This is a genomic window from Rhodanobacter ginsengiterrae (genome assembly GCF_050026815.1).
GTDB classification, from domain to species: domain Bacteria; phylum Pseudomonadota; class Gammaproteobacteria; order Xanthomonadales; family Rhodanobacteraceae; genus Rhodanobacter; species Rhodanobacter ginsengiterrae.
Window position 1 is genome coordinate 56363 of record NZ_JALBWO010000046.1, and the last position, 25507, is coordinate 81869.

Below are 25507 nucleotides of genomic sequence, written 5' to 3' on the forward strand. Positions count from 1 at the left end.
GGCAGGTTACGCTACGGAAGCTGGCGACCATGATGCCTTGCGCAGGCCCGAAGAGCCATGCTCGCCGCGCACGAAGCGGCTGCCGGCTTCACATCAGCAGCTTGCGCACCTTGAGCAGGGCCACGATGAAGGCGTCGACCTCCTCACGCGTGTTGTAGAACGCCAGCGACGCCCGCAAGGTGGACGGCACCCCGAAGAATTGCATCAGCGGATGCGCGCAGTGATGCCCGGAACGCACCGCCACGCCCTGCAGATCGAGCAAGGTGGCCAGGTCGGTGGACTGGGCGCCCTCGATCAGGAACGAGATCACCGCCTCCTTCTCCGCCGCCTCGCCGACGATGCGCAGGCCGGGGATCTGACGCAGGCGCTCGGTGGCGTAATGCAGCAGTTGCTGCTCCCAGGCATGGATCGCCGCGAAACCCACCGATTCGTAATAGTCGATCGCCGCGCCCAGCCCGACGAAGCCGGCGATGTTCGGCGTGCCGGCTTCGAACTTGTGCGGGGGCGCCGCGAACGTGGTGCCGTCGAAGCGCACTTCGCGGATCATCTCGCCGCCACCGAAGAACGGCGGCATCGCCTCCAGGTGTTCGCGCTTGGCCCACAGCGCGCCGGTGCCGGTGGGGCCGAGCATCTTGTGCCCGGTGAGCGCGTAGAAGTCGCAGCCCAGCGCCTGCACGTCGACCGGCCGGTGCGGCACCGCCTGCGAGCCGTCGACCAGCAGCGGAATGCCGCGCCGGCTGCACTCGCGCGCGATCTCGCGTACCGGGTTGACCGTGCCCAGCACGTTGGAGACGTGGGTGACGCAGGCCAGCTTCACCTCCGGCGTCAGCATGGCGATGTATTGCTCGACGATCAGTTCGCCGCGCGCGTCGATCGGCGCGGCCTTGACCGTGGCACCGCTGCGTTGGGCGACCAGCTGCCACGGCACGATGTTGGCATGGTGTTCCATCACCGTGGTAAGGATCGCGTCGCCCGCCTCCAGTCGCGGCAAGGCGAAGCTGTAGGCGACCAGATTGGTCGCCTGGGTGGTGCCGGAAGTCAGCACCAGTTCGTCGCGCGAAGGCGCATTGATGAAGCGCGCCAGCTTGTCGCGCGCGCCTTCGTAGGCGGCCGTGGCTTCCTCGCCCAGCTGATGCACCGCGCGCGACACATTGGCGTTGTGCTCGCGATAGTGGGTATTCATCGCCTCGATCACCGACAACGGTTTCTGGCTGGTGTTGGCGTTGTCGAAGTACACCAGCGGCTTGCCGTGCACCGTGCGCGCCAGCAGCGGGAAGTCCGCGCGGATGCGCTGGACGTCGAAGACGGTGGGGGTGCTGGCTGGCGGGTTCATTGAAGTTTCCAAGTTTGGTTCCCTCCCCTGCCTGCAGGGGAGGGTTGGGGTGGGGTCGCTCTTGATCGGAAAGTCAAAAGCTTCACCCCTACCAGCCTCCCCCTGCGACCGAAGGAAGTCCCTTGGGGCAAGCAGGGGAAGGCGACAAGAGTCAGGCTGGCAATTGCGCGACCAGCATGGCAGACAGATGCTCGCGCAACTCCCCGTTCGGCAGGTCGTCCAGCACCGCGCGGCAGAACGCGGCGGTCAGCAATGCCCGCGCTTCGGCCAGCGGAATGCCACGCGAGCGCAGGTAGAACAGCGAGCGCTCGTCGAGCTGGCCGACGGTGGCGCCGTGCGCGGCCTGCACCTCGTCAGCGTAGATCTCCAGCTCCGGCTTGGTGTCGATCTCGGCGCCCGGCGACAGCAGCAGGTTCTTGTTGCTGAGGCTGGCATCGCTGCCATCGGCGCCGGGTGCCACCACGATGGCGCCTCGGAACACGCCGCGTGCGCGGTCGTTGGCCACGCCGCGCCAGTTCGAACTGGACGCGGTGTTCAACGCCTGATGGCGGATCGCCAGCTGGGTATCGATATGCTGGCGACCGTGCGGCATGAACACGCCGCGCGTGTGCAGCTTCGCCTCGTCGCCGATCAACTCGACCTGCAGGTCGTGACGCACCAGCGCGCCACCCAGCTCGACCACGTGCAGGGTCGCTTCGCTGCGCGCATGCAGGCGCAGATGGCTGTGACGAATGAGGTTCGCCGCGGGCGAGGCATTCTGCAGCGTGGCGTGGTGAAGCTTCGCGCCCTCGCGCACCTCGATGTCGCCGACGAAGGTGGCCAGTTGTGCCTGCCCACCGCTGCCGATGTGCTGTTCAATCAGGGTGACGGAAGCACCCTCGCCCAGCTCGATCAGGTTGCGCGCGTGCCAGGCCAGTTCCGCGTCACCCTCGGTACCGACGAAGACCAGCTGCACCGGCTGGCGGATCGTCGCGTTGGCGGCCACCCGCAGCACCATGCCGTCGGAGGCGCTGGCCGCGTTGATCCGCGCGAACGCTTCACCGGCGTCGCGCGCCTGCGCGGTGGAAGCCGCGCGCGACCAGCCAAAGCGCAACGGCTCGGCATCGTCCTGCAGCACCTGCGAAAGCGGCTGCAGGAACAGTCCGTCGGGCAGGGCTTCCAGCCGGGAAAGGTCGGCACGAAACACGCCGTTGATGAAGACCAGTCGCGGGCCGGCGATGCCGGGCAAGGCCAGCGCTGCGGCATCGATGACGCGGTTCGGAGCACCCGCATCACCCTGCGCGAAGCGGCGCTGAGCCAGTCCGCGCAGCGCGGTGTACTTCCACGCCTCGACCCGCGTGTCGGGCAAGCCGATGGCCGCGAACGTGTCACGACTGGCCTGCCTGGCCGCATCCAGCCACGCGATCCCGCTGACCGGCAGCGGCGCATCGAGCAGCGACTCGACCAACGGCAGCGCGGCAGGCGGGCTCATGCCACCGCTCCGGGCCTGATGCCGGCGTAACCGTGCTCCTCCAGCCGCAGCGCCAGCGACTTGTCGCCGCTCTCGACGATGCGGCCATCGGCCAGCACATGCACGAAATCCGGCACCACATAATCGAGCAGACGCTGGTAGTGGGTGATCATCAGGAACGCACGCTCGGACGAACGCAGCGTGTTGACGCCCTGCGCGACCTGCTTCAGCGCATCGATGTCCAGGCCCGAATCGGTCTCGTCGAGGATCGCCAGCTGCGGCTCCAGCACGGCCATCTGGAAGATCTCGTTGCGCTTCTTCTCGCCACCGGAGAAACCCTCGTTGACGGCGCGATGCAGCAGCTCGTCTGAGATCTGCATCACCTTCAGCTTCTCGCGCACCAGCTTGAGGAACTGCATCGAATCCAACGCCTGCTCGCCGCGCTGCTTGCGCTGCGCATTGAGTGCGGCGCGCAGGAAGTAGGTGTTGTTGACGCCGGGAATCTCCACCGGATACTGGAACGCCAGGAACACGCCAGCCGCCGCGCGCGCTTCTGGTTCGAGCGCCAACAGATCGATGCCGTTGTAGCTCACCGTTCCCGCCGTCACTTCGTAGCCCTCTCGACCGGAGAGCACGTTGCCCAGCGTCGACTTGCCGGCGCCATTCGGCCCCATGATCGCGTGCACTTCGCCCGCGTTGACGGTGAGGCTGAGCCCCTTGAGGATTTCCTTGCCCTCGACGCGGGCATGGAGATTTTCGATTTTCAGCATTTCAGCATCCGGGATTTGATATTCGGGATTCGGGATTCGGATCAGGCCGACGGGAAGGCTTTCGCGGGCCTCGAATCCCGTGTCTCGAATCCCGCTGTCGGTCAGCCCACTGCGCCTTCCAGCGACACCTCAAGCAACTTTTTCGCTTCCACCGCGAATTCCATCGGCAGCTCGCGGAACACCTGCTTGCAGAAGCCGTCGACGATCATCGACACGGCGTCTTCCTCGCTGATGCCGCGGCTGCGGCAATAGAACATCTGCTCATCGGAGATCTTCGAGGTGGTGGCCTCGTGCTCGACGATCGCGGTGGGGTTCTTCACTTCCATGTACGGGAAGGTGTGTGCACCGCACTTCTTGCCGATCAACAGGCTGTCGCACTGGGTGTGGTTGCGCGCGCCCTCGGCACCCTTCTCCATCTTCACCAGACCGCGGTAGCTGTTCGAGCTGCGTCCGGCGCTGATGCCCTTGGAGACGATCTTCGACTTGGTGTGCCTGCCAAGATGAATCATCTTGGTGCCGGTATCGGCCTGCTGGAAGTGATGGGTCAGCGCCACCGAATAGAACTCACCCACCGAACGGTCGCCGCGCAGCACCACCGAAGGGTATTTCCAGGTGATCGCCGAACCGGTTTCCACCTGGGTCCAGCTGATCTTGGAATCGTCGCCGCGGCAGTCGCCGCGCTTGGTCACGAAGTTGTAGATGCCGCCGACTCCGTTCTCGTCGCCCGGATACCAGTTCTGCACGGTCGAATACTTGATCTGCGCCTTTTCCAGCGCTACCAGCTCGACCACCGCCGCATGCAGCTGGTTCTCGTCGCGCTTGGGCGCGGTGCAGCCTTCGAGGTAGGACACATGACTGCCCTCCTCGGCCACAATCAGGGTGCGCTCGAACTGGCCAGTATTCTGCGCATTGATGCGGAAGTAAGTGCTCAGCTCCATCGGGCAACGCACGCCTTTCGGAATGAATACGAAGCTGCCATCGGAGAACACCGCCGAGTTCAGCGCGGCGAAGAAATTGTCGCCGGTGGGTACCACGCTGCCGAGGTATTTGCGCACGATGTCCGGGTATTCGCGGATCGCCTCGCTCATCGAGCAGAACAGCACGCCGGCCTCGGCCAGCTGCTTGCGGAAGGTGGTGCCGACCGAGACCGAGTCGAACACCGCATCCACCGCCACGCCGGCCAGCGCAGCCCGCTCGTGCAGCGGGATGCCCAGCTTCTCATACGTTTCCAGCAAGGCCGGATCGACTTCGGCCAGCGATTTCGGCTGCACCTTGGGTGCGGCGTAGTAGCTGATCGCCTGATAGTCGATCGGATCGATGTTGAGCTTGGCCCAGTCAGGCTTGGGCATGGTCAGCCAGTGACGAAAAGCCTCCAGGCGCCATTGCGTCATCCAGTCGGGCTCGCCCTTGACCGCGGAAATCGCGCGCACGGTGCCCTCGTCGAGGCCTGGCGGCAGGCCGGTCATCTCGATCTTGGTGATGAAGCCGGCGCTGTAGCTGCGACCGAGAATCTCGGCGACAGCCGCGTTGTCGCGCAACGTGGCGGCGGTGCTGCTCTGCTCGTTCATGATGTCGTTCATTCGGTGGTGACCCGGCGGGACCTGGCCGGCATCGCGATATCGCCGACGGCAACGGTGGCGATGCGTCCCGACGGTCGCGCAGGTCGTGGCTTCAACATGTCTGCCAGACTGACGGCGCGCAGCGCGTTGTCCAGCACGTTGTTGACCAGTTGCCAGCTGCCACGCACGCCGCACTGCGCTTCGCGATCGCATTGGCCGTCGGCCACGCTGCATTCGGTCATGCCGATCGGACCTTCGATCGCCTCGACGATGTCAACCAGCGAAATATCGTGTGCCGCGCGTGCCAGCCGGTAACCGCCATTGACGCCGCGGAAGGACTCGACCAGCGATGCGTGGCCGAGCGCCTTCAGCAGTTTGCTCACCGTCGGCAGCTCCAGTCGCGTCTCATCGGCGATCTGCACCGTGCTCAGCACCTCGGTCGGGTGCGCGGCGATGCAGGTCATCACCACGGTGGCGTAATCGGTCAGGCGGCTGACGCGGAGCATGGGGCGCTCGGAGGGGTTTGAATCGGGACTAAAATGGTACTGATTAGGAGGCCCGCGGTCAATCACGCCCCGCGAACCGGCTCGTCACGACGGCAGCGGCTCGCTAAGCTGGGTTCATTCCGTTGCCCGTTGTCGCCATGACCCTGAACCCCGATCGCGCCGCCAGCCGCCTAGCCTGGACCCGCCGTGCCCTCGACGACGCATCACTGACGCTCGAACCTGCTTCGGCTGACGCCAGCTTCCGCAGCTACTGGCGCACCCATCATGCGGGGCAAAGCTGGATCGTGATGGATTCGCCGCCGGCACAGGAGGATCCCGCGCCCTGGCTGCGGATCGGCGTGCAACTGGCCACCGCCGGACTGCACGTGCCTGCGGTGCGCGCGCATGACCTCGAGCAGGGCTTCCTGCTGATCGAGGATCTGGGCGCGCAGCTCTACCTGCCGGCGCTGAACGACGACTCCGTGGACACTTTGTACGGCGATGCGATGGACGCGCTGCTGCGCATGCAGCGCGACGTGGATGCAACCGGCCTGCCGCCATACGACCACGCGTTCCTGCAACGCGAGCTGGAGATCATGCCTGAGTGGTTTCTGCAGCATCATCTTGGCCACATGCCCACCTGCGAGGAGTGGGATGTACTGGAATCGGCGTTCACCGTGCTGCTGAAGAGCGCGCTGGAACAACCATGCCGCTTCGTGCATCGCGACTACCACAGCCGCAACCTGCTGATCACCGCGCACGACAGCCCGGGCATCATCGACTTCCAGGGTGCCCTGCGCGGCCCGATCACCTACGACCTCGCCTCGTTGCTGCGTGATTGCTACATCGTGTGGGATCGGGAGCGGGTCGAAGCGTGGGCAGAAACCCATCGCCTGCGCCTGCTTGATGCGGGCTTGATCGACCTGACGGTGGGCCGCGAACGCTTTCTGCGCTGGTTCGACCTGATCGGACTGCAACGGCACGTCAAGGTACTGGGCATCTTCTGCCGGCTGTATTACCGCGACGGCAAGTCCGGCTATCTCGACGACCTGCCGCGCGTATACGACTACGTGGTAGACGTGGCCGGACGCTATCCCGAGCTGGCCGATTTCGTGTCGCTGCTGCAACGCTGCGCGGGTACGCGCGATCTGCGCCTGCCGGTGGCCGCATGAGGCACGCACTGATCTTCGCCGCCGGTCTCGGCGAACGCATGCGACCGCTGACCGATCACACACCCAAGCCGCTGCTGCCCGTGGGTGGCAAACCGTTGATCGTGTGGCATCTGGAAAAGCTGTCCGCGGCCGACGTGCGTTACGTGGTGATCAATACCTCGCACCTGGCCGAACAATTCCCCGATACGCTCGGCGATGGCTCACGCTGGGGGCTACGCATCCGCTACGCCTATGAAGGCCCGACGCCGCTGGAAACCGGCGGCGGCATGCTGAACGCATTGCCGCTGCTGGGCAGTGAGCCGTTCCTCGTGGTGAGTGGCGATGTGTGGAGCGATGCCGATTTCGCCCTGCTGCCTGCTGCGCCGCGCGGTCTCGCGCATCTGCTGTTGACAGACAACCCCGCGCATCATCAGCAAGGCGATTTCCGGCTGGACGCCCAGGGCCGATTGCACGATGACGGTGAGCCCCGGCTTACCTACAGCGGCATCGGCGTGTTCCGCCGCGAATTTCTGGCAGGCTGGGCCGACGCTGTCGGCCATGCGGCCGGCGTCGATGCCGGGCCGCCGCGATTCAAGCTGCGGCCGTTGCTGGAAAGGGCCATCTCGCAGGGAAAGATCGATGGCTCGCATCATCGCGGCGCGTGGACCGATGTCGGCACGCCGCAGCGCCTGGCCGAACTGGAGACCAGGCTGCACGGCTGAGGATCGCTCGCATCATGCGGGAAAAGCCGCCCGGGCCATATCGGGCCGTCTTCGTTTCGTGGAGTGACCCCATCTGCCCTGCGGCATCTTGAACTGGTGCCATCCATGGCACCAGCCCTGCGGGCAGCCTAGCTGCTCAAGACGGCAGTCCTGCCGTCTTGTCCCTGCTTGCAGGGGAAGAGAAGGCAGAATCGCCCGCCTGGCGGGCGATGGTTGCTTTAGGGACGGCGGGCGAGTTCGGGGTTTTCCTTGGTCACCGGCATAAGGTCCTTCTTCGACACGCCCAGCCACAGCAGGATCGGACTGGCCACGAAGATCGAGGACAGCGTGCCGACCACGATGCCGATCAGCATGGTGACGGCGAAGCCGTGCACCGCGGTGCCACCGAAGAAGAACAGCGCGCCCATGGTGATCGCGGTGAACAGCGAGGTGATGATGGTTCGCGACAAGGTATTGTTGATCGAGCGGTTGAGGATCTCCTCCGGCTCGGCCTTGCGCGCCAGTCGGAACAGCTCGCGGATGCGGTCGAACACCACCACCTTGTCGTTGATCGAGTAGCCGATCACCGCCAGCACCGAGGCCAGTACGGTCATGTCGAACTCGCGCTGCACCAGCGCCAGGATGCCCAGGGTCACCAGCACGTCATGGACTTCGGTGGCCACCGCGGCAATCGCGAAGCGGCGCTCGAAGCGGATCCACAGGTAGGCCATGATGCCGAGGATCACGAACACCGCGGCCACGGTACCGTCACTGCGCAATTCGGCGCCGACTTCCGCACTGATGAATTCGGGGTTCTTCAGCTTCGCATCGGGCCGTGAGGCCTGCAGCACCTTGGTGACGTTGGCGGCGACCCGGTCGAGGTTGACCTTGCCATCGGCATCGGCCGCAGCCGGCACGTCCTTGGTCTGCATGCGGATGGACACCTCGCGCGTACCGCCGAGGCTCTGCACCATCGCGCCCTCCAGCCCGCCCTTTTCCAGCGCTGCGCGGACATCCGAGATTTCCACTGACTGGTCGTAGTCGACCGTCATCGAGACACCACCGGTGAAATCCAGACCGTAGTTGAGGCCCTTGACCGCAATCAGGCCGATCGAAGCGATCATCAGGAAGATGGCGATCGCAATGGTGTACTTGCGCATCCCCAGGAAGTGGATGTTGCTGTCGTGATTGAAAATTTCCATGGTGATTCCTTAGACCGACAGCGTCTTGAGCTTGCGGTGGCCGTGGATCGCCGCGGTGAACGCGTGGGTCAACGTCACCGAGGTGAACAGCGAAGTCAGGATGCCGATCATCAGCGTCACGCCGAAGCCCTTGATCGCGCCGCTGCCCATCGTGGTCAATGCCAGTGCGGCGATCAGGTGGGTGACGTTGGCGTCCAGAATGGTCGACCAGGCCTTCTCGTAACCGGCGCGGATCGAGGCGTGTGGACTGGAACCGTTGCGCAATTCCTCGCGTATGCGTTCGCAGATCAGCACGTTCGCATCGATGGCCATGCCCAGGGTCAGCACGATACCCGCCACGCCGGGCATGGTCAGGGTGACGCCGATCAGCGACATCACCGCCACCAGGATCACCAGGTTGAAGAACAGCGCGATATCCGCGACCAGACCGAACAGCTTGTAGTAGATCGCTGCCGCCAGCAGTACCAGCGCCAGACCGAGCATCACTGCCATGAAGCCCTTGTCGATATTGTCCTGACCCAGGCTGGCGCCGATCACGCCCTCGGCAACGATGTCCATCGGCGCCGCCAGCGCGCCGCCCTTGAGCAGCAAGGCCAGGTCGGAAGCTTCCTTCGCGCTGCCCAGGCCGCTGGTCTGGAACTGCTTGCTGAAGGCGCCCTGGATGGTCGCGTCGTTGATCACCGTCTCGGTCACCTTCGGCACGCGCACTTCCTTGCCGTCGATCACCTTGGTCTCGTAGACCTGTTCCACGTACACCACCGCCATCGGCTTGCCGACATTGGCGTTGGTAAAGTCGCCCATCTTGCGGGCGCCGGCGGCATTCAGGGTCACGTCCACCTTCGGCGTGCCGCTGGTCTGGTCCAGACCGGACGAGGCGTCCACCAGTTGGTTGCCGGTCACGATGATCTGCTTGCTCACCAGCACCGGCCGATGGTCGCCGCGCATGTAATACAGGTTCGCATCCGGCGGGATGTTGCCGGTGCGCGCCGCTTCCACCGCACGCGCATCGCCCGGCTGGCCGATGCCGGGGCGGTACTGCAGGGTGGCCACCGCACCGATCAGTTTCTTCGCTTCGGTCGGGTCCTGCACGCCGGCCAGCTCGACCACGATGCGGCTGTCGCCCTGCTGCTGGATCAGCGGCTCGGACACGCCCAGCGCGTTGATGCGGTTGCGCAGCGTGCCCAGGTTCTGGGTGATCGCACCGCGCGCCAGCTCACGCAGCTTTTCCGGCTTGACCGTCACCTTCAGCGCGAAGCGGTCACCCGTACTGGCGCCGTCGGATACGTTGAGGTCGGTGTATTCATTGGCGATCGCGTCGGACGCGGTCTGGCGGTCGGCAGCCGAACGCAGGATCACCGAGATGCCCTGGCCATTGACCGCGCTGCGGGTGACCGACTCGTAGCGAATGTTCTTCTGCCGCAACAGACTGCGCACGTCGTCGGCGTAGCTGTTTTCCTGCTTCTCGATGACATCCTTCTGGTCGACCTGCATCAGGAAGTGCACGCCGCCCTGCAGATCCAGGCCCAGCGGCATCGAGCTGGCGCCAATCGCACCGAGCCAGTGCGGCACGTTGGACTGCAGCTTGAAGGCGATGGTGTAGCCGTCGCCCAGCAACGCCTTGATCTCGTCGGAGCCGCTCTTCTGCACGTCGGAGTTGGCGAAGGTGGCCAGCAGGTGATCGCCTTCCACGAAGACGTCGGTGACGGCGATCTTCTTCGCCTTCAGCCCCGTCTCCACCTTTTGCTGGAGGGCCGCATTGATCGGCGGCGCGTCGCGGTTCGCGGTGACCTGTACCGCCGGCACCGGCGGGAAGGCGTTTGGCAGCGCGTAGATCACGCCGAACAACATCACCAGCGCAACCAGCGCGTACTTCCAGCGAGGAAAATCACTCATGCCTTGCATCCATCAAAGCCGCGGCAGCAGGCCGCGGCGGTAGCAACAATCGGGAATGGCCACGTCGCAAGTCGCCGCCCAGGCCCCCTGGCGGCGTCCGATACTTCTTCAGACGGATTTCAGCGAGCCCTTGGGCAGCACCTGCTGCACCGAGCCCTTCTGCACCTTGACCTTGACGTTGGCCGCAATCTCGACGGTGATGAAGGTTTCGCCCACTTCGTCCACCCGCCCGGCGATGCCGCCGTTGGTGACTACTTCGTCACCCTTGGCCAGGCCCGCAATCAGCGCGCGATGCTCCTTCTGCCGCTTCGCCTGCGGACGGATCATCATGAAATACATCAGGCCGAACAGCACCACCATCATGATGATCATGGACATCCCGCCACCGGCGGGCTGCGGAGCCGCGGCCTGGGCGAGCACGGGAGAGATCGGAAAACTCATGGATTTGTCTCGCAAGTTATGGCGCCATCGAGGATTTCGACAGAACGCCTGAGAAAAGATTCCCGATTATGCCATGCACCCCCGGAGCATGCACGGCGGCGGCCGCAAGGGGTCCGAGTCACTTTCCGCGAGCGAAAAATGACCCTGACCCCTCCCCCGGGACTGTCAGGCAACCGCAGCGCCCTGGCGACGGGCGTAGAACTCCGCGACGAACGCTTCCAGCGTGCGACCGGCGATCGCCTCACGCAGGCTGGCCATCAACCGCTGGTAGTAGCGCAGGTTGTGCATGGTGGCCAGCTGGCTGCCGAGAATCTCGTTGCAGCGGTCAAGATGCCGCAGGTAAGCCCGGCTGAAGCCGTTGCTGCAGCTGTAGCAGTCGCAGCCTTCCTCGATCACGCCGGTGTCGCTGGCGTATTTGGCATTGCGGATGCGCAGGGTGCCCTCGGCGGTGAACAGGAAGCCGTTGCGCGCGTTGCGGGTCGGCATGACGCAATCGAACATGTCGATGCCGCGACGTACCGCCTCGACGATGTCCTCCGGCCGGCCCACGCCCATCAGGTAACGCGGCTTGTCAGCCGGCAGCAGCGGCACGGTGAAGTCCAGCGCGTGATTGCGCTCGGCCTCCGGCTCGCCCACCGCCAGGCCGCCGACCGCGTAGCCGTCGAAGCCGATGTCGATCAGCCCCGCGGCAGAGCGCCGGCGCAGATCCTCGTAGACACTGCCCTGCACGATGCCGAACAACGAGTTGGGCGGCTTTGAATCGGCGCGTTGCAGCTCGTCGAAGGCCTGGCGCGAGCGTGCGGCCCAGCGCAGCGACAGCTCCATCGAATCCGACGCCACCTTCTCGCTGGCCGGATACGGCGTGCACTCGTCGAAGATCATCGCGATATCCGAATCCAGCGTCTTCTGGATCTGCATCGACACTTCAGGCGACAGGAACACCTTGGAGCCGTCCACCGGCGAGGCGAAAGTCACGCCCCCCTCGGTGATCTTGCGCTTGTGCGCCAGCGAGAACACCTGGAAACCACCGGAGTCGGTGAGGATCGGCTTGTCCCAGCCGATGAACTTGTGCAGCCCGCCGAACTTCCCGACGATCTCCAGCCCCGGCCGCAGGAACAGGTGGAAGGTGTTGCCCAGGATGATCTCGGCGCCGGTGTCGATCACATCACGCGGCGTCATCGCCTTGACCGAGCCGTAGGTGCCCACCGGCATGAACGCCGGCGTCTCGATGCTGCCGCGGGCGAAGGTGAGGCGGCCGCGACGGGCAGCGCCATCGGTAGCGGAGAGAGCGAAAGTCATGGAGGTCATCCGGTCAAGTTTACCCGGACGCCAAACGTTCGGCTCGGCCAAGGCAACCGGGCCCGGCTGGATGGCCCAGGCCAGACGACTCAGCGCGGCCGCTTCATCGAGAAGCGATCACGGGTGGTGGCGTACAGGCTGCCACCGAGTCGGCCGACCAGATCGAGCCTGGCCGGATCAACATGACGATCGTCCGCCATCACTGCGTCGTCGATGTGCCCGAGCAGTACCCTCGCGAAGATCAGGAACTGGCGCGGATGTTCAGCCGGGTACGGCTTGATCTCGGCCAGCTTGCATTCAAAGGCCACCGCCGCATCGGCAATCCGCGGCGGCTTGACCCGGCTGCCGGGCACAGTCGCAATCCCGGCCAGCTCGAACTCGCTCTGGTCATGCGCCAGCGTGGCCGATGTGGCGTTCATCGTCTCGGCCGCCGCGCGGCTGACCAGGTGAATAACCAGTTCGCCGGTTTCACGTACGTTGCGAACCGTGTCCTTGACCCGGTCGCCGGCGTGCAGCCCGACGTTGACCATCAAGGTGGCCGGGTCATCGCAGATCACCTGGAAGAAGCTGAAGGGCGCCAGATTGGCGATGCCGGTGGCGGACATCGTCGAGACCCACGCAATCGGCCGCGGCGTCACGGTGGAAGACAGCCATCGATAGGATTCGGCGGCATCGAGCCCGGTGAAATCCAGTTGCATGGAAGTCTCTATGCGCCGCTGGGGAGAATCAGCATGGCATCCCCGTAGGAGAAGAAGCGGTAACCCTGCGCCACCGCGTGCCGGTAACCGTCGAGGATGAACTCCCGCCCCGCCAGCGCCGACACCAGCATCAACAGGGTCGATTGCGGCAGGTGGAAGTTGGTCAGCAGGCCGTCGATGCTGCTGAAGCGGTAGCCGGGGAAGATGAAAATCTGCGTTTCGCCGGCGAACGGATGCAGTTCGCCATCCTTGCTGGCACTCTCCAGTGCGCGCACCACGGTGGTGCCCACCGCGATCACCCGTCCGCCATTGGCGCGGGTGCGGCGGATCTGCCCGATCAGATGGGCGCCGACGTTGAGCCACTCACGATGCATGTGGTGATCTTCGAGATTGGCCGCGCGCACCGGCTGGAAAGTACCGGCACCGACGTGCAAGGTGACGTAGCCGAAATCGATGCCGCGTTCGCGCAGCCGGGCCAGGGTTGCCTCGTCGAAATGCAGCCCGGCGGTCGGTGCCGCCACCGCGCCGGGTTCGCGCGCGAAGACGGTCTGGTAGCGCTCCATGTCGCTGGCATCGGCGTGCCGCTCGATATACGGCGGCAACGGCATTTCGCCCAGTTTCAGCAGCAATTTCTCCAGCGGCTCCGGCGCTTCGAAGCGCAGCCGGAAGAAGCCTTCGTCGCGTCCCAGCACCAGCGCATGACTGCCGTCAGCCAGTTCGATGCGGCCGCCCTCTTTCGGCTTCTTGCTGACACCCAGTTGCACGACGGCCTCATGCGCGCCGGTGACCCGTTCGATCAGGATCTCCACCGCACCGCCGGTGTCCTTGCGTCCGTACAGCCGCGCCGGCAGCACGCGGGTGTCATTGAACACCAGCAGGTCGCCAGGGCGCAGGAAGTCGGGCAGCTCGCGGAACATGCGGTCCTGCCGCGTCCGTGCGGCCACGTCGAGCAGCAGCATGCGACTGGCCGAGCGCTCGGCCAGCGGCGCCTGCGCGATCAGCTCGGGCGGCAGTTCAAAATCGAAATCGGACTTCTTCAAGGGAGACTCGCGCAACGCCCGCCCGCAGCGGGCAACGCAGCATTATCCCGCAGCTGGCGCTGCAGGGCACGCCCATGAAAAAGCGCCGCCCCTTGCGGAGCGGCGCCCAGTGACACGAGCCGACGAAGGTTTTCCGTTCAGCCCTTGACGCACACCACCTGACGCAACGTATGCACCACCTCGACCAGATCGGTCTGCGCGGCCATCACCGCGTCGATCGACTTGTACGCGGCCGGCGATTCGTCGATCACCGCCGCGTCCTTGCGGCACTCGACGTGGGCGGTAGCCTCGCGGTGCTGGGCCAGCGTGATCTGCTGGCGCGCCGCGGTACGGCTCATCACGCGGCCGGCACCGTGGCTGCAGCTGTGGAAGCTGTCCGGGTTGCCCTTGCCACGCACGATGTAGCTGCACGTGCCCATGCTGCCCGGGATGATGCCCAGCTCGCCCTCGCGTGCACTGACCGCGCCCTTGCGGGTGACCAGCAGTTCCTCGTCGGCGTGCATCTCCTTCTGCACGTAGTTGTGATGGCAGTTCACCGCCAGCTTCTCCAGCTGGAACTTCGGCAAGCGATGGCGCATTTCGGCCAGCACCCGCGCCATCATCGCCTCGCGGTTGGCGCGGGCGTAGTCCTGCGCCCAGGACACCGCCTCCACGTAGTCGCCGAACAGCGGCTCGCCTTCCATGAAGAAGGCCAGATCCTTGTCCGGCAGCTGGAAGCCCAACACGCGCTGCGCCAGCTCCTCGCGGGCCCGTTCGATGAAGTAGCTGCCGATCAGGTTGCCGGTACCGCGCGAACCGGAGTGCAACATCACCCACACGGCATCGGATTCATCCAGGCAGACCTCGATGAAATGGTTGCCGCCGCCGAGCGTGCCGATCTGCCGCTCCAGCTTGTCGGTGCGGATCTTGCGATGCTTTGCCTTGATCACGTCCAGCCGGGCGACCAGGCCGGATTCAGCCAGTTGCGCGGCGATGCCATCCGGCAGCTTGTGGTGCTCACCGCCCCGCCCGTTGCCGACCGGTACGCCACGCTCGATGCTCGAACGCAGCTGCGCCAGGTTGTCCGGCAGGTCGTTCGCGCGCAGCGTGGTGCGCACTGCGGCCATGCCACAGCCGATATCGACGCCGACCGCAGCCGGGATGATCGCGCCGCGCGTGGGCACCACCGAACCGACGGTAGCGCCCTTGCCCAGATGCACGTCCGGCATCACCGCGACCCACGGACCGACGAAAGGCAACGCGGCGATGTTGCGCAGCTGCTGCTTCGCGGATTCTTCCAGCGGCACGCCGTGCACCCAGCCCTTGATCGGCGTGGTGCTGCCTTCGGCATGCAGCCATTCGTAGTTTGAGGTACTCATCTTCCTTCCTTGCCTTGGGATCGTGGCGACCGCTTCCGTGCGCTCGCCACGAGGTTACTGCTTCAGGCTGACCAACTGGTTCAGCACGCCGTCCAGGCCGCCGAACACGGTCAGCTTGTCGATCTTCTCGGTGACCTTCTCCAGCGCCTCCAGCTCCTTCAGGCGCATCAGCGTCGGGCTCTCCTCGATCAGCCGCGCGGTGTTGAGCAGCGAACGCGTGGCGTTCGCCTCCTCGCGCCGGCGGATCACGTTGGCCTGGGCCGCCTTCTCCGCCTGCACCACGCTGTTGAGGATGTCCTTCATCTCGCCCGGCAGGATCACGTCCTTCACGCCGACCCCGAGTACTTCCAGCCCCAGCTCGCTGACCCGGCCACGCACGTAGGCAAAGATGTCCGCATCCAGCGAGGCCTTGTCACCGAGCAGCTCGTCCAGCGTCTTGCCGGACACCGCCTTGCGCAGGCCGTACTGCAGCTCGCGATAGAGGTAGTCGCCGTACTTGGCCACCTTGGTACGTGCGGCGACCGGATCGGTCACTCGCAGGCTGGCGGCCAGGTTGACGCGCAGGCTCACCTTGTCGCGGGTCAGCAGTTCCTGACCCGACACCTCCAGCGACTGCACGCGCAGTTCGATCACCTCGGCCGCCACGTTCTTCTGGAAATTCCAGAACGCCCAGGCACCCGGCGCCAGCGTACGCACCAGCTTGCTGTCGACAAACAACAGACCCGCCGACTCCACCGGCACGTCCACCGTCACCGCGACCTTGCCAAGCACGCCAAGCTGGCGCAGACGGCTGGCCACACGCGCATCGATTTCCGGCGTGTCGGCCAGCGACACCGCCTGCACCTCGACCGGCACCAGGCCTTTCCAGTACAGCTTGCGGGTACCCGGCGCGAGCACGTCTTCCAGCTTGCCGTTCTTCAGCACCAGACCGACCTGCTGCGTGCCGATGTCGGCCACGCCGAAGCACTCGGCCAGCTCTCCGCTCATCTGCGCCATCAGCACCTCGGCATCCGCGCCGACGTACTCCGGCTTTGCCAGGTTGTGCACGCTGACGGCCACGCGGCCACGCGGGTCAAAGTAGCGGTACACGCCCGCCGGCAAGACCCGCTGGAACCGATGGTTGCGATACAGCAAGCCGCGCTCGCCGTCGCCGATCACGACCTGCTTGATCCAGAACATGGTGACACTCCTTTATTATCCTTGTTTTTGATCCTTCGATTAATACGGATGCACCGCCGGATCATTACGGTGCTCTTCGTCCATTCAGATAATCGGGCCGCAGAAGGTCCTCCCTCGCGGGATAATCAACGCGATGGAAATACCATGCGTCGATTCAAACAAATAAGGCGGAAACGCCTCTTGACGATAATGGGGCGAAGCCAGCGCGCCATTCAGGGGAATCGAATATTTCGCTGAATACTCGCACTGTTCCGCAAAGCATTCCTCTCGACATCCGATCGCCCGATCTCGGGACGCAGGCCCGGCCCCGCCATCGCTGCCCTGCGTGACAGACCGCCTTCCTGGCTTGCATGTCGCGCACTGCACGAGGCGTTTCCTGGTCGGAACTTTCGTTCCTGGTACACATGTGGAGCGGGATTCGAACCCGCGACACTCGGATTGACAGTCCGATGCTCTACCCATCTGAGCTATCCAGTGGCTGACGTGCCGGATTCGAACCGGCGACCTGCAGGCGCGAGCCTGCTGCTCTACCGCTGAGCCAACGTCATCGTGGTGGAACACCGCCTTGCAGGCCCCGGCATACGCTGCCGGCAAAGCCGCGCGCACCGGATGGGGCTTGAGCCCATGCCGCTGGGGCCTGTTGGTTCGATGCTCCTGATTGCCGGCTGCTGCCAACCGGCAATAGGTGTGGGCATTGATGCCCGATCTGTGGGTACCCGTTTCCCGCACAGCCCGCGCCGAAGCATCGGGACGCAGCGCACATGCGCCGGTCGCAGCCGCGCCCCTGCTTCGGTTGCGAACAAACGGATGCTTCAGGGCGAAACGAATTCCGCAAAAGTGGCTCGATACATGGACGTCCCTTGCAAACGCCAAAAACAAAACGCCCCCGGGTATGGCGACCCGAGGGCGTTCGCGTTGCCTCGGGAGATCGGGGTGACCGATCTCCACGAAGGGATCAGTCGATTATGGGAACAACGCCTGCCAGGTCGTGCCTTTCAGCGCGCATGAACAGGCCAGCATCGCGACCTTTGCGCGATGCATATGGCTTGTTCAAGCTGGCGGGGCAGAGAGACATGGAAAGTTTCTTCATCGGATTATCGCCGGGATGGCGAAGGACGCGAACAATACGCGCATTGATTATCTGGTGCAAGCATTTTATTCAATATCCGGAAGGTTCTTATAACCAGCCTTTTTGTCGCGCCAGCCGGAACGCCTCGATCCGGTTCGCCACGCCCAGTTTGCCGATCGCCTCGGAAAGGTAATTGCGCACCGTGCCGTGCGACAGATTCAATTGCGTGGCGATATCACCGGCGGATTGCCCTTCGCCGGCCAGCCGCAATATCTGGCGCTCGCGGTCGTTCAGCGGATCGGCTTCGGACCAGGCTTCCAGTGCCAGCTGCGGATCGATCGCACGGCCGCCACGATGCACGGTACGCAGTGCCTCGGCGAGATTCTCGGCGGGCGCGTCCTTCAACAGGTAACCGGACACGCCTGCATCGAGTGCGCGACGCAGGAAGCCGGGCCGCGCGAAGGTGGTGACGATGACCACCTTGATCGGCAATTCCTGCCGCTGGATGCGCTGCGCCAGTTCCAGCCCGGTCAGCCCGGGCATCTCGATGTCGGTGACCAGCACGTCGGGCTTCAACCGCTGCAGTTCGCGCCAGGCGATCTCGCCATCGGCGGCCGAGCCGAGCACCTCGATGTCGGATTCCAGATTCAGCAGTGCCGACAGCGCACCGCGCACCATGGCCTGATCTTCGGCCAGCAAGACGCGAATCATGTGATTACCTGTCTGTGGAAAGAGAATGCCGACGCGCGAGCCGCAGCGCCCGATCAGGCGGCAGGATACCCGGGTGTGGTCCGCGCCGGCGATGCGCCTGCCGCCGGTGCGCGCAATGGCTCGACCAGGCGCAGCACCGGTACCGGCACCCCCACGCGCAGCTGCGTGCCACCGCCGGGCGGCGATTCCACAGCCAGGCTGCCGCCCAGGGCGCGTACACGCTCGCGCATTCCGCTCATGCCATTGCCATCGGTGGCGATGCCGCCGCGGCCGTTGTCGCTGATCCGCATGCAGACGGTGGCGTGCTCGCGGCGCAGTTCAATCTGCACGCAAGTGGCCGCAGCATGCCGCGCGATATTGGTCACCGCCTCGCGCAACACCAGCGAGAGGCCGCGCTCGATCTCGGCCGGCATGTCGATCGCCGCGGCGTTGTATTCCAGGTGCACACGCGACGATTCCAGCAGCAATCGGGCGGAGGCGAGTTCGGCCGCCAGATCGGTGGCGCGGATGCCGGTGACCGCACTGCGCACTTCGGCCAGCGCGTGGCGGGCGACCTTCTCCGCTTCCTCCACTTCGCGCTTCGCCGCCTCTACATCGCGATCGAACAATTTGCGCGACAGTTCCAGCTTCAACGTGATCAGCGACAGCGTATGGCCCAGCAGATCGTGCAGGTCGCGACCGATCCGCTCGCGCTCCGCGGTGGCGGCGAGCCGGCGTACTTCGTCATGGGAAAGGCTGAGCGCCGCATCCTTTTCATGGTGGAGTTGCTCGACGGTGACGATGATGCAGATCACGAATACGGTGACCGGCATGATCACCAGCAAGACACTCGGGTAACCGATCCACCACGCCACCCCCACATAGATCGCGTTGAGCGCCAGGACCTGGAGCACATAACTCCGGAACTGGCGCAGGTCGCAGTGACTGAGCATCACGCAGGCGTAGACGAAATAGCTGAGCCCGCTGGGATACCAGCGCATCAGCGCGAAGCACAACGCTGCCATCGCCCATGCGTAGAAATGGGCGGTCCGGCGCGAGGCCAGCTGGACCCTGGCGAACAACAGCAGGAACAGCGGATACGAGGCCAGCGTGAACAGCAGCCAGGTCATGGTGTAGCCGCGCAAGCCATGGTCGAACATCGGCGTGATGAAAATCCACAGCGACCACAGCAGGTGCACGCTGTCGGCCCAGGGCGACTTGCCGCGTCGCAAGTCGTCGGCGGCGGCGGAATCCGGCGCCGGAACAAACCATCGGGCGATCAGCGCAGGGATCATGGCGTGGCGTTTCGCGGCAGGTGCGGAATGCAGTGCATGCTACTTCAACCGTACCGGCGCAGACGTCGCGCCGCCAGCAGCAGGAATCCCGCGGCAAAGCCGACCAGCACCAGCACGTGCGACAGCAGCGGCCCCTGGTTCAGACCTACTGCCGCCTGGGTCAGCTGATTGAGGTGATAGCTGGGCCAGATCGGGGCAAGCTGCCGCAGCACTCCCGGCAGCATCGACAGCGGCAACCACAGGCCCGACAGGAAGGACATCGGCAGATAGACCAGGTTGAGCAAGCCGGGCGCGCCCTGCCCCTTGATCAGGGTACCGACGTACATGCCCAGCGCACAGAACGGCAACACGCCGAACATGCCGGTGAGCAACAAGGCCAGCATCTGGCCCCAGGTCAACACGACGTGGGCCAGGAACACCCCGATCAACAAGAGCAGCACGGTTACCACGGTGGCCGCGATCATCGCCATCACCATCTTGCCCAGCAGATACGCGCCAGGCGGCATCGGCAACGCCCGCTTGAGGGTGAGCAGGCCGCCATCGCGCTCGATCGCCAGCGAGACGCCGAAGCCGAACAACCCCGGCCCCATGATGCCGAACGCGCTGTAACTGGCCAGCAGATAGCGCGCGGCATCTGCGTTGCCGTGATTGATGATCACCCCGAACATCAGGTAGAACACCGTCGAGAACAAGGTCATCGGCAGGATGAAACCGGGCGAGCGCAGGTAGCGCAGGCATTCGCTGCGCATCTCGGCAAGATAGGCGCCCGCCACGCGCCGCGCCGACATCGGGGCGCCGGAGAATGTCTGCTGGATCGGCATTGCGGTATTCACGTCAGGCCACCTCGCGCTGCGTTGGTGCGGAGGCCTCATCGGCCTCACGGGTAAGTTCGGTAAATGCCTCGGCCAGTCCGGCGCGCTGCACTTCCAGTTCGCTCAGCTGCGGGTCGGCAGCGAGCAGCCGCCGCACGACCATCTCCGCCTCCGCGGTGGTCACGTGCAGGCGGCCTTGCCGCAGCTGGGCGTCGCTCACCGACGGCCAGCCACCGACCACCAGGCTATCCACCGAGCTGATGCAGCGGATGCGCTTGAGCGCCACCCTGGCGCGCAAGGCGTCGACCGTACTCTCGTGGATCACCCGGCCATGCGCCATCACGCAGACCCGGTCGGCCAGCGCCTCGGCCTCTTCCAGATAGTGCGTGGTGAGCAGCACCGCGCAGCCTTCGCCGATGAGCCGACGGATCGTCGTCCACAGCTGCTGGCGCGCCTCGATGTCCATCCCCACGGTCGGTTCGTCGAGGAACAGCAGTTCGGGGCGACCGCACAGCGCCAGGGCGAACTGCACGCGTCGCTGCTGGCCGCCGGAAAGCTTCGCGTAAGGGCGCTTCAGCAGGTCGCTCACGCGGGCCAGTTCGGCCGACTCCTGCAGCGAACGCGGGTTCGGGTAATAGCTGGCGGTCAGCCGCAACAACTCGCCCACGCGCAGCGTCGGCGGCAACTCGGCGTGCTGCAGCATCACCCCGATCCGCCGACGCGGCTCGATCGCCTGCGGGTCGGCGCCAAACAGCTGCACGCTGCCTGCATCGGCGCGGATCAACCCCAGCAGCAGGGCGATCGCGGTGGTCTTGCCCGCGCCGTTGGGTCCGAGCAGAGCCAGCAATTCGCCCGGGCGAACCTCCAGATCGGCACCGTCCAGCGCGGTGAGTGGTCCATAACGTTTGACGGCGCCGGCGAGGCGGGCAATCGGTGGGTTGGCATGCGGCATGGGAAATCCTCCAGTGGCAGTCATGCTGCGCCTGGCCCGAACGGGATGGCAGTCGCTCCCGTCAGCCATCCCGGATGACAGCCGTCACCCGGCCCCGGGGGTTACGGCGGTTGACGGGCCAAGGTATCCTGTGAGGGATAGGATCGCCCTGAAAGACCCTTTGCGGCGGCCCCAAGCGACTGAAATCATTGGAGAGACGCGCGACAAGCCGCGTTTCTCGTCACGCATTCACCAATCCGCCATGCGGCCCAGGTTGCCGCCCGGCAGAGCTACGGAGGATTCATCATGGGTGTGCTCAACCAGCTGCGCGAACTGCGCGATTTCGGCGGCAAGCCGCGCACGATCGGTCTGGACGATGCCAGCATCGAGCGCATGGCAGCGAATGACCCGCTGCTGGTCAAGGCGATCGGCGAGGCCGTCGTCCGCCACCACGAGTTGCGCGCCGAGCTGGGAGACTTCCTCAAGCTCGATGAAAGCGAGCAGCTGGCCCAGGCACAGGCCGGCTTCGTCAATTTCTATCCCGACGACGCGATCAACCCCTACTTGCCGGCCGCCGCCCGCGGCCCCTGGATCGTCACGCTGAAAGGCGCGGTGGTGCACGACAACGGCGGCTACGGCATGCTCGGCTTCGGTCACAACGACGCGGCAATCCTGGCGGCGCTCGGTCGCCCGCAGGTGATGGCCAACGTGATGTCACCCAGCGTGGCGCAGTTGCGCTTCACCGCGGCGTTGAACAAGGAACTGGGCCGCAGCCGCGGTGGCAGCCCGTACAAGCGCTACATGTGCCTCAATTCAGGCTCCGAATCGGTCACCTTGGCCTGTCGCATTGCCGACGTCAACGCCAAGACGATGACCGACGAAGGCGGTCGTTACGCCGGCCGCACGATCAAGCGCCTGGCGGTGAAGGGGGCGTTCCACGGCCGCACCGAGAAGCCCGCGCTGTATTCCGATTCCAGCCGCAAGGCCTACCAGCAGAACCTGGCCAGCTACCGCCACGAAAACAGCGTGATCACCGTGGCTCCGTATGACGTGGCCCAGCTTGAGGCCGCCTTTGCCGATGCCGACAAGCACGGCTGGTTCATCGAGGCGATGTTCCTGGAGCCGGTGATGGGCGAAGGCGACCCCGGTCGCGCGGTCACCGCCGAGTTCTACAAGGCGGCGCGCGAGCTGACCCAGGCACACGGCAGCCTGCTGCTGATCGACTCGATCCAGGCCGGCCTGCGCGCGCACGGCGTGCTGTCGTTCGTCGACTATCCCGGCTTCGAGCACCTGCCGCCGCCGGACATGGAGACTTTCTCCAAGGCGCTCAACGCCGGACAGTATCCGCTGTCGGTGCTGGCCGTCAGCGAACACACCGCCGCGCTGTATCGCAAGGGCATCTACGGCAACACGATGACCGCCAACCCGCGCGCGCTGGACGTGGCGCTGGCCACACTGGGCGAGCTGACCGACGAAGTACGCAGCAACATCCGCGAGCGCGGCCGCGAATTCGTCGACAAGCTCACTGCGCTGAAGAACGAGCTGGGCGGCCTGATCACCAAGGTGCAGGGCACCGGCCTGCTGTTTTCCTGCGAACTGGCGCCCCAGTACAAGTGCTACGGCGCCGGCTCCACCGAGGAATACATGCGCGAACACGGCATCGGCGTGATCCACGGCGGCACCAACTCGCTGCGCTTCACCCCGCACTTCAAGGTCACCAGTGCCGAGATCGACCTGATCGTGGCGCACGTGCGCAAGGCACTGCTCGAAGGACCTCGCAAGGCCGAGGCCGAAGCCGCCTGATCCCGACTTTCATTTGAGCCCCGAGGCCGCGCTGGCCCATCCGGCGCGGCCTCGCCACTTTCGCGGGCTGGTGCAGCCATCCGCCCACGCGCGCGCCAGCCAGGCACGACGAGGCGCTGCGGCTGAATACTTCATGCACGCAAGATCTTGCCTGCAGACGCGAGGGAGCTTCCCTGCATAGACTGATCCGGCCGGCAGCAGCCGGTTACCCAGGGAGGACTCAACGATGTCGATGTCACTACGTCTGCTTGCGATCAGTGCCGCCTTCGCCTTTGCCGGCGCCACCCTCGCCGCCACGCCGCAAGCCAGTACCGCTGCGCCAGCCAAGCCACGCACCGCGCAGCAGCAGCGCATGGCGGACTGCAACAAGCAGGCTACCGGCAAGAAAGGCGACGAACGCAAGGCCTTCATGAGCTCCTGCCTGAAGGGTCAGGGCACGGCGGCCGCGCCTTCGGCCAAGGCCGCCCAGCAGGAAAAAATGAAGACCTGCAACGCCGACGCCAAGACCAAGGCGCTCAAGGGTGCCGAACGCAAGGCGTTCATGAGTACCTGCCTGAAAGGCGGCGATACCGCACCCGCCATGCATTGAGGCACATCGGCCGCTGCCCACGCAGGCTGTGCGTGCGTGGGCAGCGGAGCTTCGCTAAGCTCACTGACTGTCGCCGCGGCGCCGCCATTGAAGTCAGTTGCCCCATGAAGATCGTCGAAGTCCGCCACCCGCTGATCCAGCACAAGCTGGGCCTGATGCGTCGAGCCGGCATCAGCACCAAGGAATTCCGCGAGCTGGCCTCCGAGGTCGCCGCACTGCTCACCTACGAGGCCACCAAGGACCTGGAAACTGTCGAGGAAGAGATCGAGGGCTGGGCCGGGCCCATGCAGGTACAGCGGATCAAGGGCCGCAAGATCACCATCGTGCCGATCCTGCGCGCGGGCCTGGGCATGCTGCCGGGCGTGCTGGACATGATCCCGGCCGCCAAGGTCAGCGTGGTCGGCCTGCAACGGGACGAGCAGACCCTGAAGCCCGTCACCTATTACGAGAAGCTCACTGGCCGCATGGACGAGCGCATCGCCCTGATCGTCGACCCGATGCTGGCCACCGCCGGCACCCTGGTCGCCACCGTCGACATGCTCAAGGCCGCCGGCTGCAAACGCATCAAGGGGCTGTTCCTGGTCGCCGCACCCGAGGGACTGGAACGCATCACCGCGAAGCATCCGGATATCGAAATCTATACCGCGTCGATCGACCAGCGCCTCAACGAGTACGGCTACATCCTGCCAGGCCTCGGTGACGCCGGCGACAAGATCTTCGGGACCAAGCAGTTGCCGGCGAACGACTGAGATCAGGCCACCGGTTTGGCGAGTTCACCGGCCGAATCGATCGGTCGCCTCCAGCAACTGATGCAGGATGCCCGGCTCGAACGCGGAATGGCCAGCGTCCTGCACGATGCGCAGCTCGGCCTCGGGCCAGGCCCGATGCAGGTCCCATGCGCTGCGCAGGGGACAGACCACGTCGTAGCGGCCCTGCACGATCACCGCGGGAATGTTGCGGATGCGATCGATATTGCGCAGCAGCTGATCATCGTGCTCGAAGAAGCCTCCATTGACGAAGTAGTGGCATTCGATCCGCGCGAACGCCAGCGCAAACTCGTCTTCGCCGCTGGATTCGATGTGCGACTTGTCCTGCCACAGGAAGCTGGTGGCACCCTCCCATACCGACCAGGCGCGTGCCGCGGCGGTGCGGATCGACGCATCTTCGCTGGTCAGCCGACGATGGTACGCGCTCATCAGGTCGCCGCGCTCGACCTCGGGGATCGCCTCCAGGTAAGTCTCCCAGGCATCGGGATACAAGGCATCGCAACCCTTCTGGTAGAACCACTCCAGTTCGGCGCGACGCAGCATGAAGATGCCGCGCAGGACCAGCTCGGTCACCTTGTCCGGATGCGTCTGCGCGTAGGCCAGCGCCAGCGTCGAACCCCACGAACCGCCGAACACCTGCCAGCGGTCGATGGCCAGGTGCTGACGCAGGCGTTCGATGTCGGCCACCAGGTCCCAGGTGGTGTTGTCGGTGAGTTCCGCGTGCGGTGTGGACTTGCCACAGCCGCGCTGGTCGAACAGCACGATGCGGTAGATCGCCGGATCGAAGAAGCGCCGGCATTTCGGGTTGGTGCCACCGCCCGGGCCGCCATGCAGGAATACGGCCGGCTTGCCGTTCGGGTTGCCGCTTTGCTCGTAATACAGCGTATGCAGCGGCGACACCTGGAGCATGCCGCTGTCGAACGGTTCGATTTCGGGGTACAGCGAACGCAGCGGCGACGACGGCATGACAGCTCCTCATGAGCAACGAACAA

23 protein-coding genes and 2 tRNA genes are annotated in these 25507 nt (G+C 65.1%); 5 read left to right on the forward strand and 20 right to left on the reverse strand.

Annotated features, from left to right (window positions below):
* Positions 1-88: 88 nt before the first annotated feature.
* From ACQGNJ_RS04715 to ACQGNJ_RS04735, 5 genes are all read right to left on the reverse strand, one after another.
* On the reverse strand, positions 89-1333 hold the full coding sequence (locus ACQGNJ_RS04715; RefSeq protein ID WP_426688082.1) for a cysteine desulfurase: 1245 nt from the start codon (positions 1331-1333) through the stop codon (positions 89-91).
* Positions 1334-1484: 151 nt separating this feature from the next.
* Positions 1485-2804 (reverse strand): Fe-S cluster assembly protein SufD, encoded by a 1320-nt coding sequence (gene sufD / locus ACQGNJ_RS04720; protein ID WP_426688083.1) that lies wholly within the window; start codon positions 2802-2804, stop codon positions 1485-1487.
* Positions 2801-3553 (reverse strand): Fe-S cluster assembly ATPase SufC, encoded by a 753-nt coding sequence (gene sufC, locus ACQGNJ_RS04725; RefSeq protein WP_426688084.1) that lies wholly within the window; start codon positions 3551-3553, stop codon positions 2801-2803. Before sufC ends, sufD begins: the two co-directional genes overlap by 4 nt.
* A 101-nt stretch (positions 3554-3654) precedes the next feature.
* A complete protein-coding gene (sufB, locus tag ACQGNJ_RS04730; protein ID WP_426688085.1) occupies positions 3655-5121 on the reverse strand; it encodes a Fe-S cluster assembly protein SufB in 1467 nt (488 codons plus the stop codon).
* Positions 5122-5129: 8 nt separating this feature from the next.
* On the reverse strand, positions 5130-5618 hold the full coding sequence (locus tag ACQGNJ_RS04735; protein ID WP_426688086.1) for an SUF system Fe-S cluster assembly regulator: 489 nt from the start codon (positions 5616-5618) through the stop codon (positions 5130-5132).
* Between the two features lie 137 nt (positions 5619-5755).
* Between ACQGNJ_RS04735 and ACQGNJ_RS04740 the strand changes: the two genes are divergently transcribed.
* Positions 5756-6769: an aminoglycoside phosphotransferase family protein gene (locus tag ACQGNJ_RS04740; RefSeq protein WP_426688087.1), complete on the forward strand. Its 1014-nt coding sequence runs from the start codon at positions 5756-5758 to the stop codon at positions 6767-6769.
* Entirely contained in the window at positions 6766-7470 is a 705-nt protein-coding gene (murU, locus tag ACQGNJ_RS04745) for an N-acetylmuramate alpha-1-phosphate uridylyltransferase MurU (RefSeq protein ID WP_426688088.1), read from the forward strand. Before ACQGNJ_RS04740 ends, murU begins: the two co-directional genes overlap by 4 nt.
* 218 nt (positions 7471-7688) lie before the next feature.
* On the opposite strand, the gene secF is transcribed toward murU, so the two are convergent.
* The 14 genes from secF to ACQGNJ_RS04815 all read right to left on the reverse strand — a co-directional run bounded on the left by secF (position 7689) and on the right by ACQGNJ_RS04815 (position 21377).
* A complete protein-coding gene (gene secF, locus ACQGNJ_RS04750) occupies positions 7689-8651 on the reverse strand; it encodes a protein translocase subunit SecF (protein ID WP_426688089.1) in 963 nt (320 codons plus the stop codon).
* Between the two features lie 9 nt (positions 8652-8660).
* Positions 8661-10544, reverse strand: a complete 1884-nt coding sequence (gene secD, locus ACQGNJ_RS04755; RefSeq protein WP_426688090.1) for a protein translocase subunit SecD — start codon at positions 10542-10544, stop codon at positions 8661-8663.
* Between the two features lie 108 nt (positions 10545-10652).
* A complete protein-coding gene (yajC, locus tag ACQGNJ_RS04760) occupies positions 10653-10985 on the reverse strand; it encodes a preprotein translocase subunit YajC (RefSeq protein WP_426688091.1) in 333 nt (110 codons plus the stop codon).
* Between the two features lie 165 nt (positions 10986-11150).
* Positions 11151-12293: a tRNA guanosine(34) transglycosylase Tgt gene (gene tgt, locus ACQGNJ_RS04765; RefSeq protein ID WP_426688092.1), complete on the reverse strand. Its 1143-nt coding sequence runs from the start codon at positions 12291-12293 to the stop codon at positions 11151-11153.
* Between the two features lie 80 nt (positions 12294-12373).
* Complete coding sequence (locus tag ACQGNJ_RS04770) at positions 12374-12982, reverse strand: flavin reductase family protein (RefSeq protein WP_426688093.1); 609 nt, start codon at positions 12980-12982, stop codon at positions 12374-12376.
* Between the two features lie 8 nt (positions 12983-12990).
* Positions 12991-14022: a tRNA preQ1(34) S-adenosylmethionine ribosyltransferase-isomerase QueA gene (gene queA, locus ACQGNJ_RS04775; RefSeq protein WP_426688094.1), complete on the reverse strand. Its 1032-nt coding sequence runs from the start codon at positions 14020-14022 to the stop codon at positions 12991-12993.
* Between the two features lie 137 nt (positions 14023-14159).
* A complete protein-coding gene (locus tag ACQGNJ_RS04780; protein ID WP_426688095.1) occupies positions 14160-15380 on the reverse strand; it encodes an RtcB family protein in 1221 nt (406 codons plus the stop codon).
* 54 nt (positions 15381-15434) lie between these two features.
* On the reverse strand, positions 15435-16559 hold the full coding sequence (locus tag ACQGNJ_RS04785) for a slipin family protein (RefSeq protein ID WP_426688096.1): 1125 nt from the start codon (positions 16557-16559) through the stop codon (positions 15435-15437).
* Between the two features lie 396 nt (positions 16560-16955).
* Positions 16956-17031: transfer RNA gene (locus ACQGNJ_RS04790), tRNA-Asp, on the reverse strand.
* Between the two features lie 3 nt (positions 17032-17034).
* Positions 17035-17106, reverse strand: a tRNA-OTHER gene (locus ACQGNJ_RS04795).
* Between the two features lie 630 nt (positions 17107-17736).
* The gene (locus ACQGNJ_RS04800) at positions 17737-18339 is read right to left on the reverse strand and encodes a response regulator (protein WP_426688097.1); all 603 of its coding nucleotides are present in this window, start codon (positions 18337-18339) and stop codon (positions 17737-17739) included.
* 53 nt (positions 18340-18392) lie between these two features.
* Positions 18393-19613 carry a sensor histidine kinase gene (locus ACQGNJ_RS04805; RefSeq protein WP_426688098.1) on the reverse strand — a complete coding sequence of 407 codons (1221 nt, stop codon included), beginning with the start codon at positions 19611-19613 and terminating at the stop codon, positions 18393-18395.
* Between the two features lie 44 nt (positions 19614-19657).
* A complete protein-coding gene (locus ACQGNJ_RS04810) occupies positions 19658-20401 on the reverse strand; it encodes an ABC transporter permease (protein WP_426688142.1) in 744 nt (247 codons plus the stop codon).
* Positions 20402-20447: 46 nt separating this feature from the next.
* Complete coding sequence (locus ACQGNJ_RS04815; protein WP_426688099.1) at positions 20448-21377, reverse strand: ABC transporter ATP-binding protein; 930 nt, start codon at positions 21375-21377, stop codon at positions 20448-20450.
* Positions 21378-21662: 285 nt separating this feature from the next.
* Between ACQGNJ_RS04815 and ACQGNJ_RS04820 the strand changes: the two genes are divergently transcribed.
* The 3 genes from ACQGNJ_RS04820 to upp all read left to right on the forward strand — a co-directional run bounded on the left by ACQGNJ_RS04820 (position 21663) and on the right by upp (position 24497).
* Positions 21663-23159, forward strand: coding sequence for an aminotransferase class III-fold pyridoxal phosphate-dependent enzyme (locus ACQGNJ_RS04820; protein WP_426688100.1), 1497 nt, complete (start codon positions 21663-21665; stop codon positions 23157-23159).
* Between the two features lie 226 nt (positions 23160-23385).
* Positions 23386-23748, forward strand: coding sequence for a PsiF family protein (locus ACQGNJ_RS04825; RefSeq protein ID WP_426688101.1), 363 nt, complete (start codon positions 23386-23388; stop codon positions 23746-23748).
* Positions 23749-23852: 104 nt separating this feature from the next.
* Positions 23853-24497 (forward strand): uracil phosphoribosyltransferase, encoded by a 645-nt coding sequence (upp, locus tag ACQGNJ_RS04830; protein ID WP_426688102.1) that lies wholly within the window; start codon positions 23853-23855, stop codon positions 24495-24497.
* A gap of 24 nt (positions 24498-24521) precedes the next feature.
* On the opposite strand, the gene pip is transcribed toward upp, so the two are convergent.
* Positions 24522-25481 carry a prolyl aminopeptidase gene (pip, locus tag ACQGNJ_RS04835; protein ID WP_426688103.1) on the reverse strand — a complete coding sequence of 320 codons (960 nt, stop codon included), beginning with the start codon at positions 25479-25481 and terminating at the stop codon, positions 24522-24524.
* Positions 25482-25507: the final 26 nt, after the last annotated feature.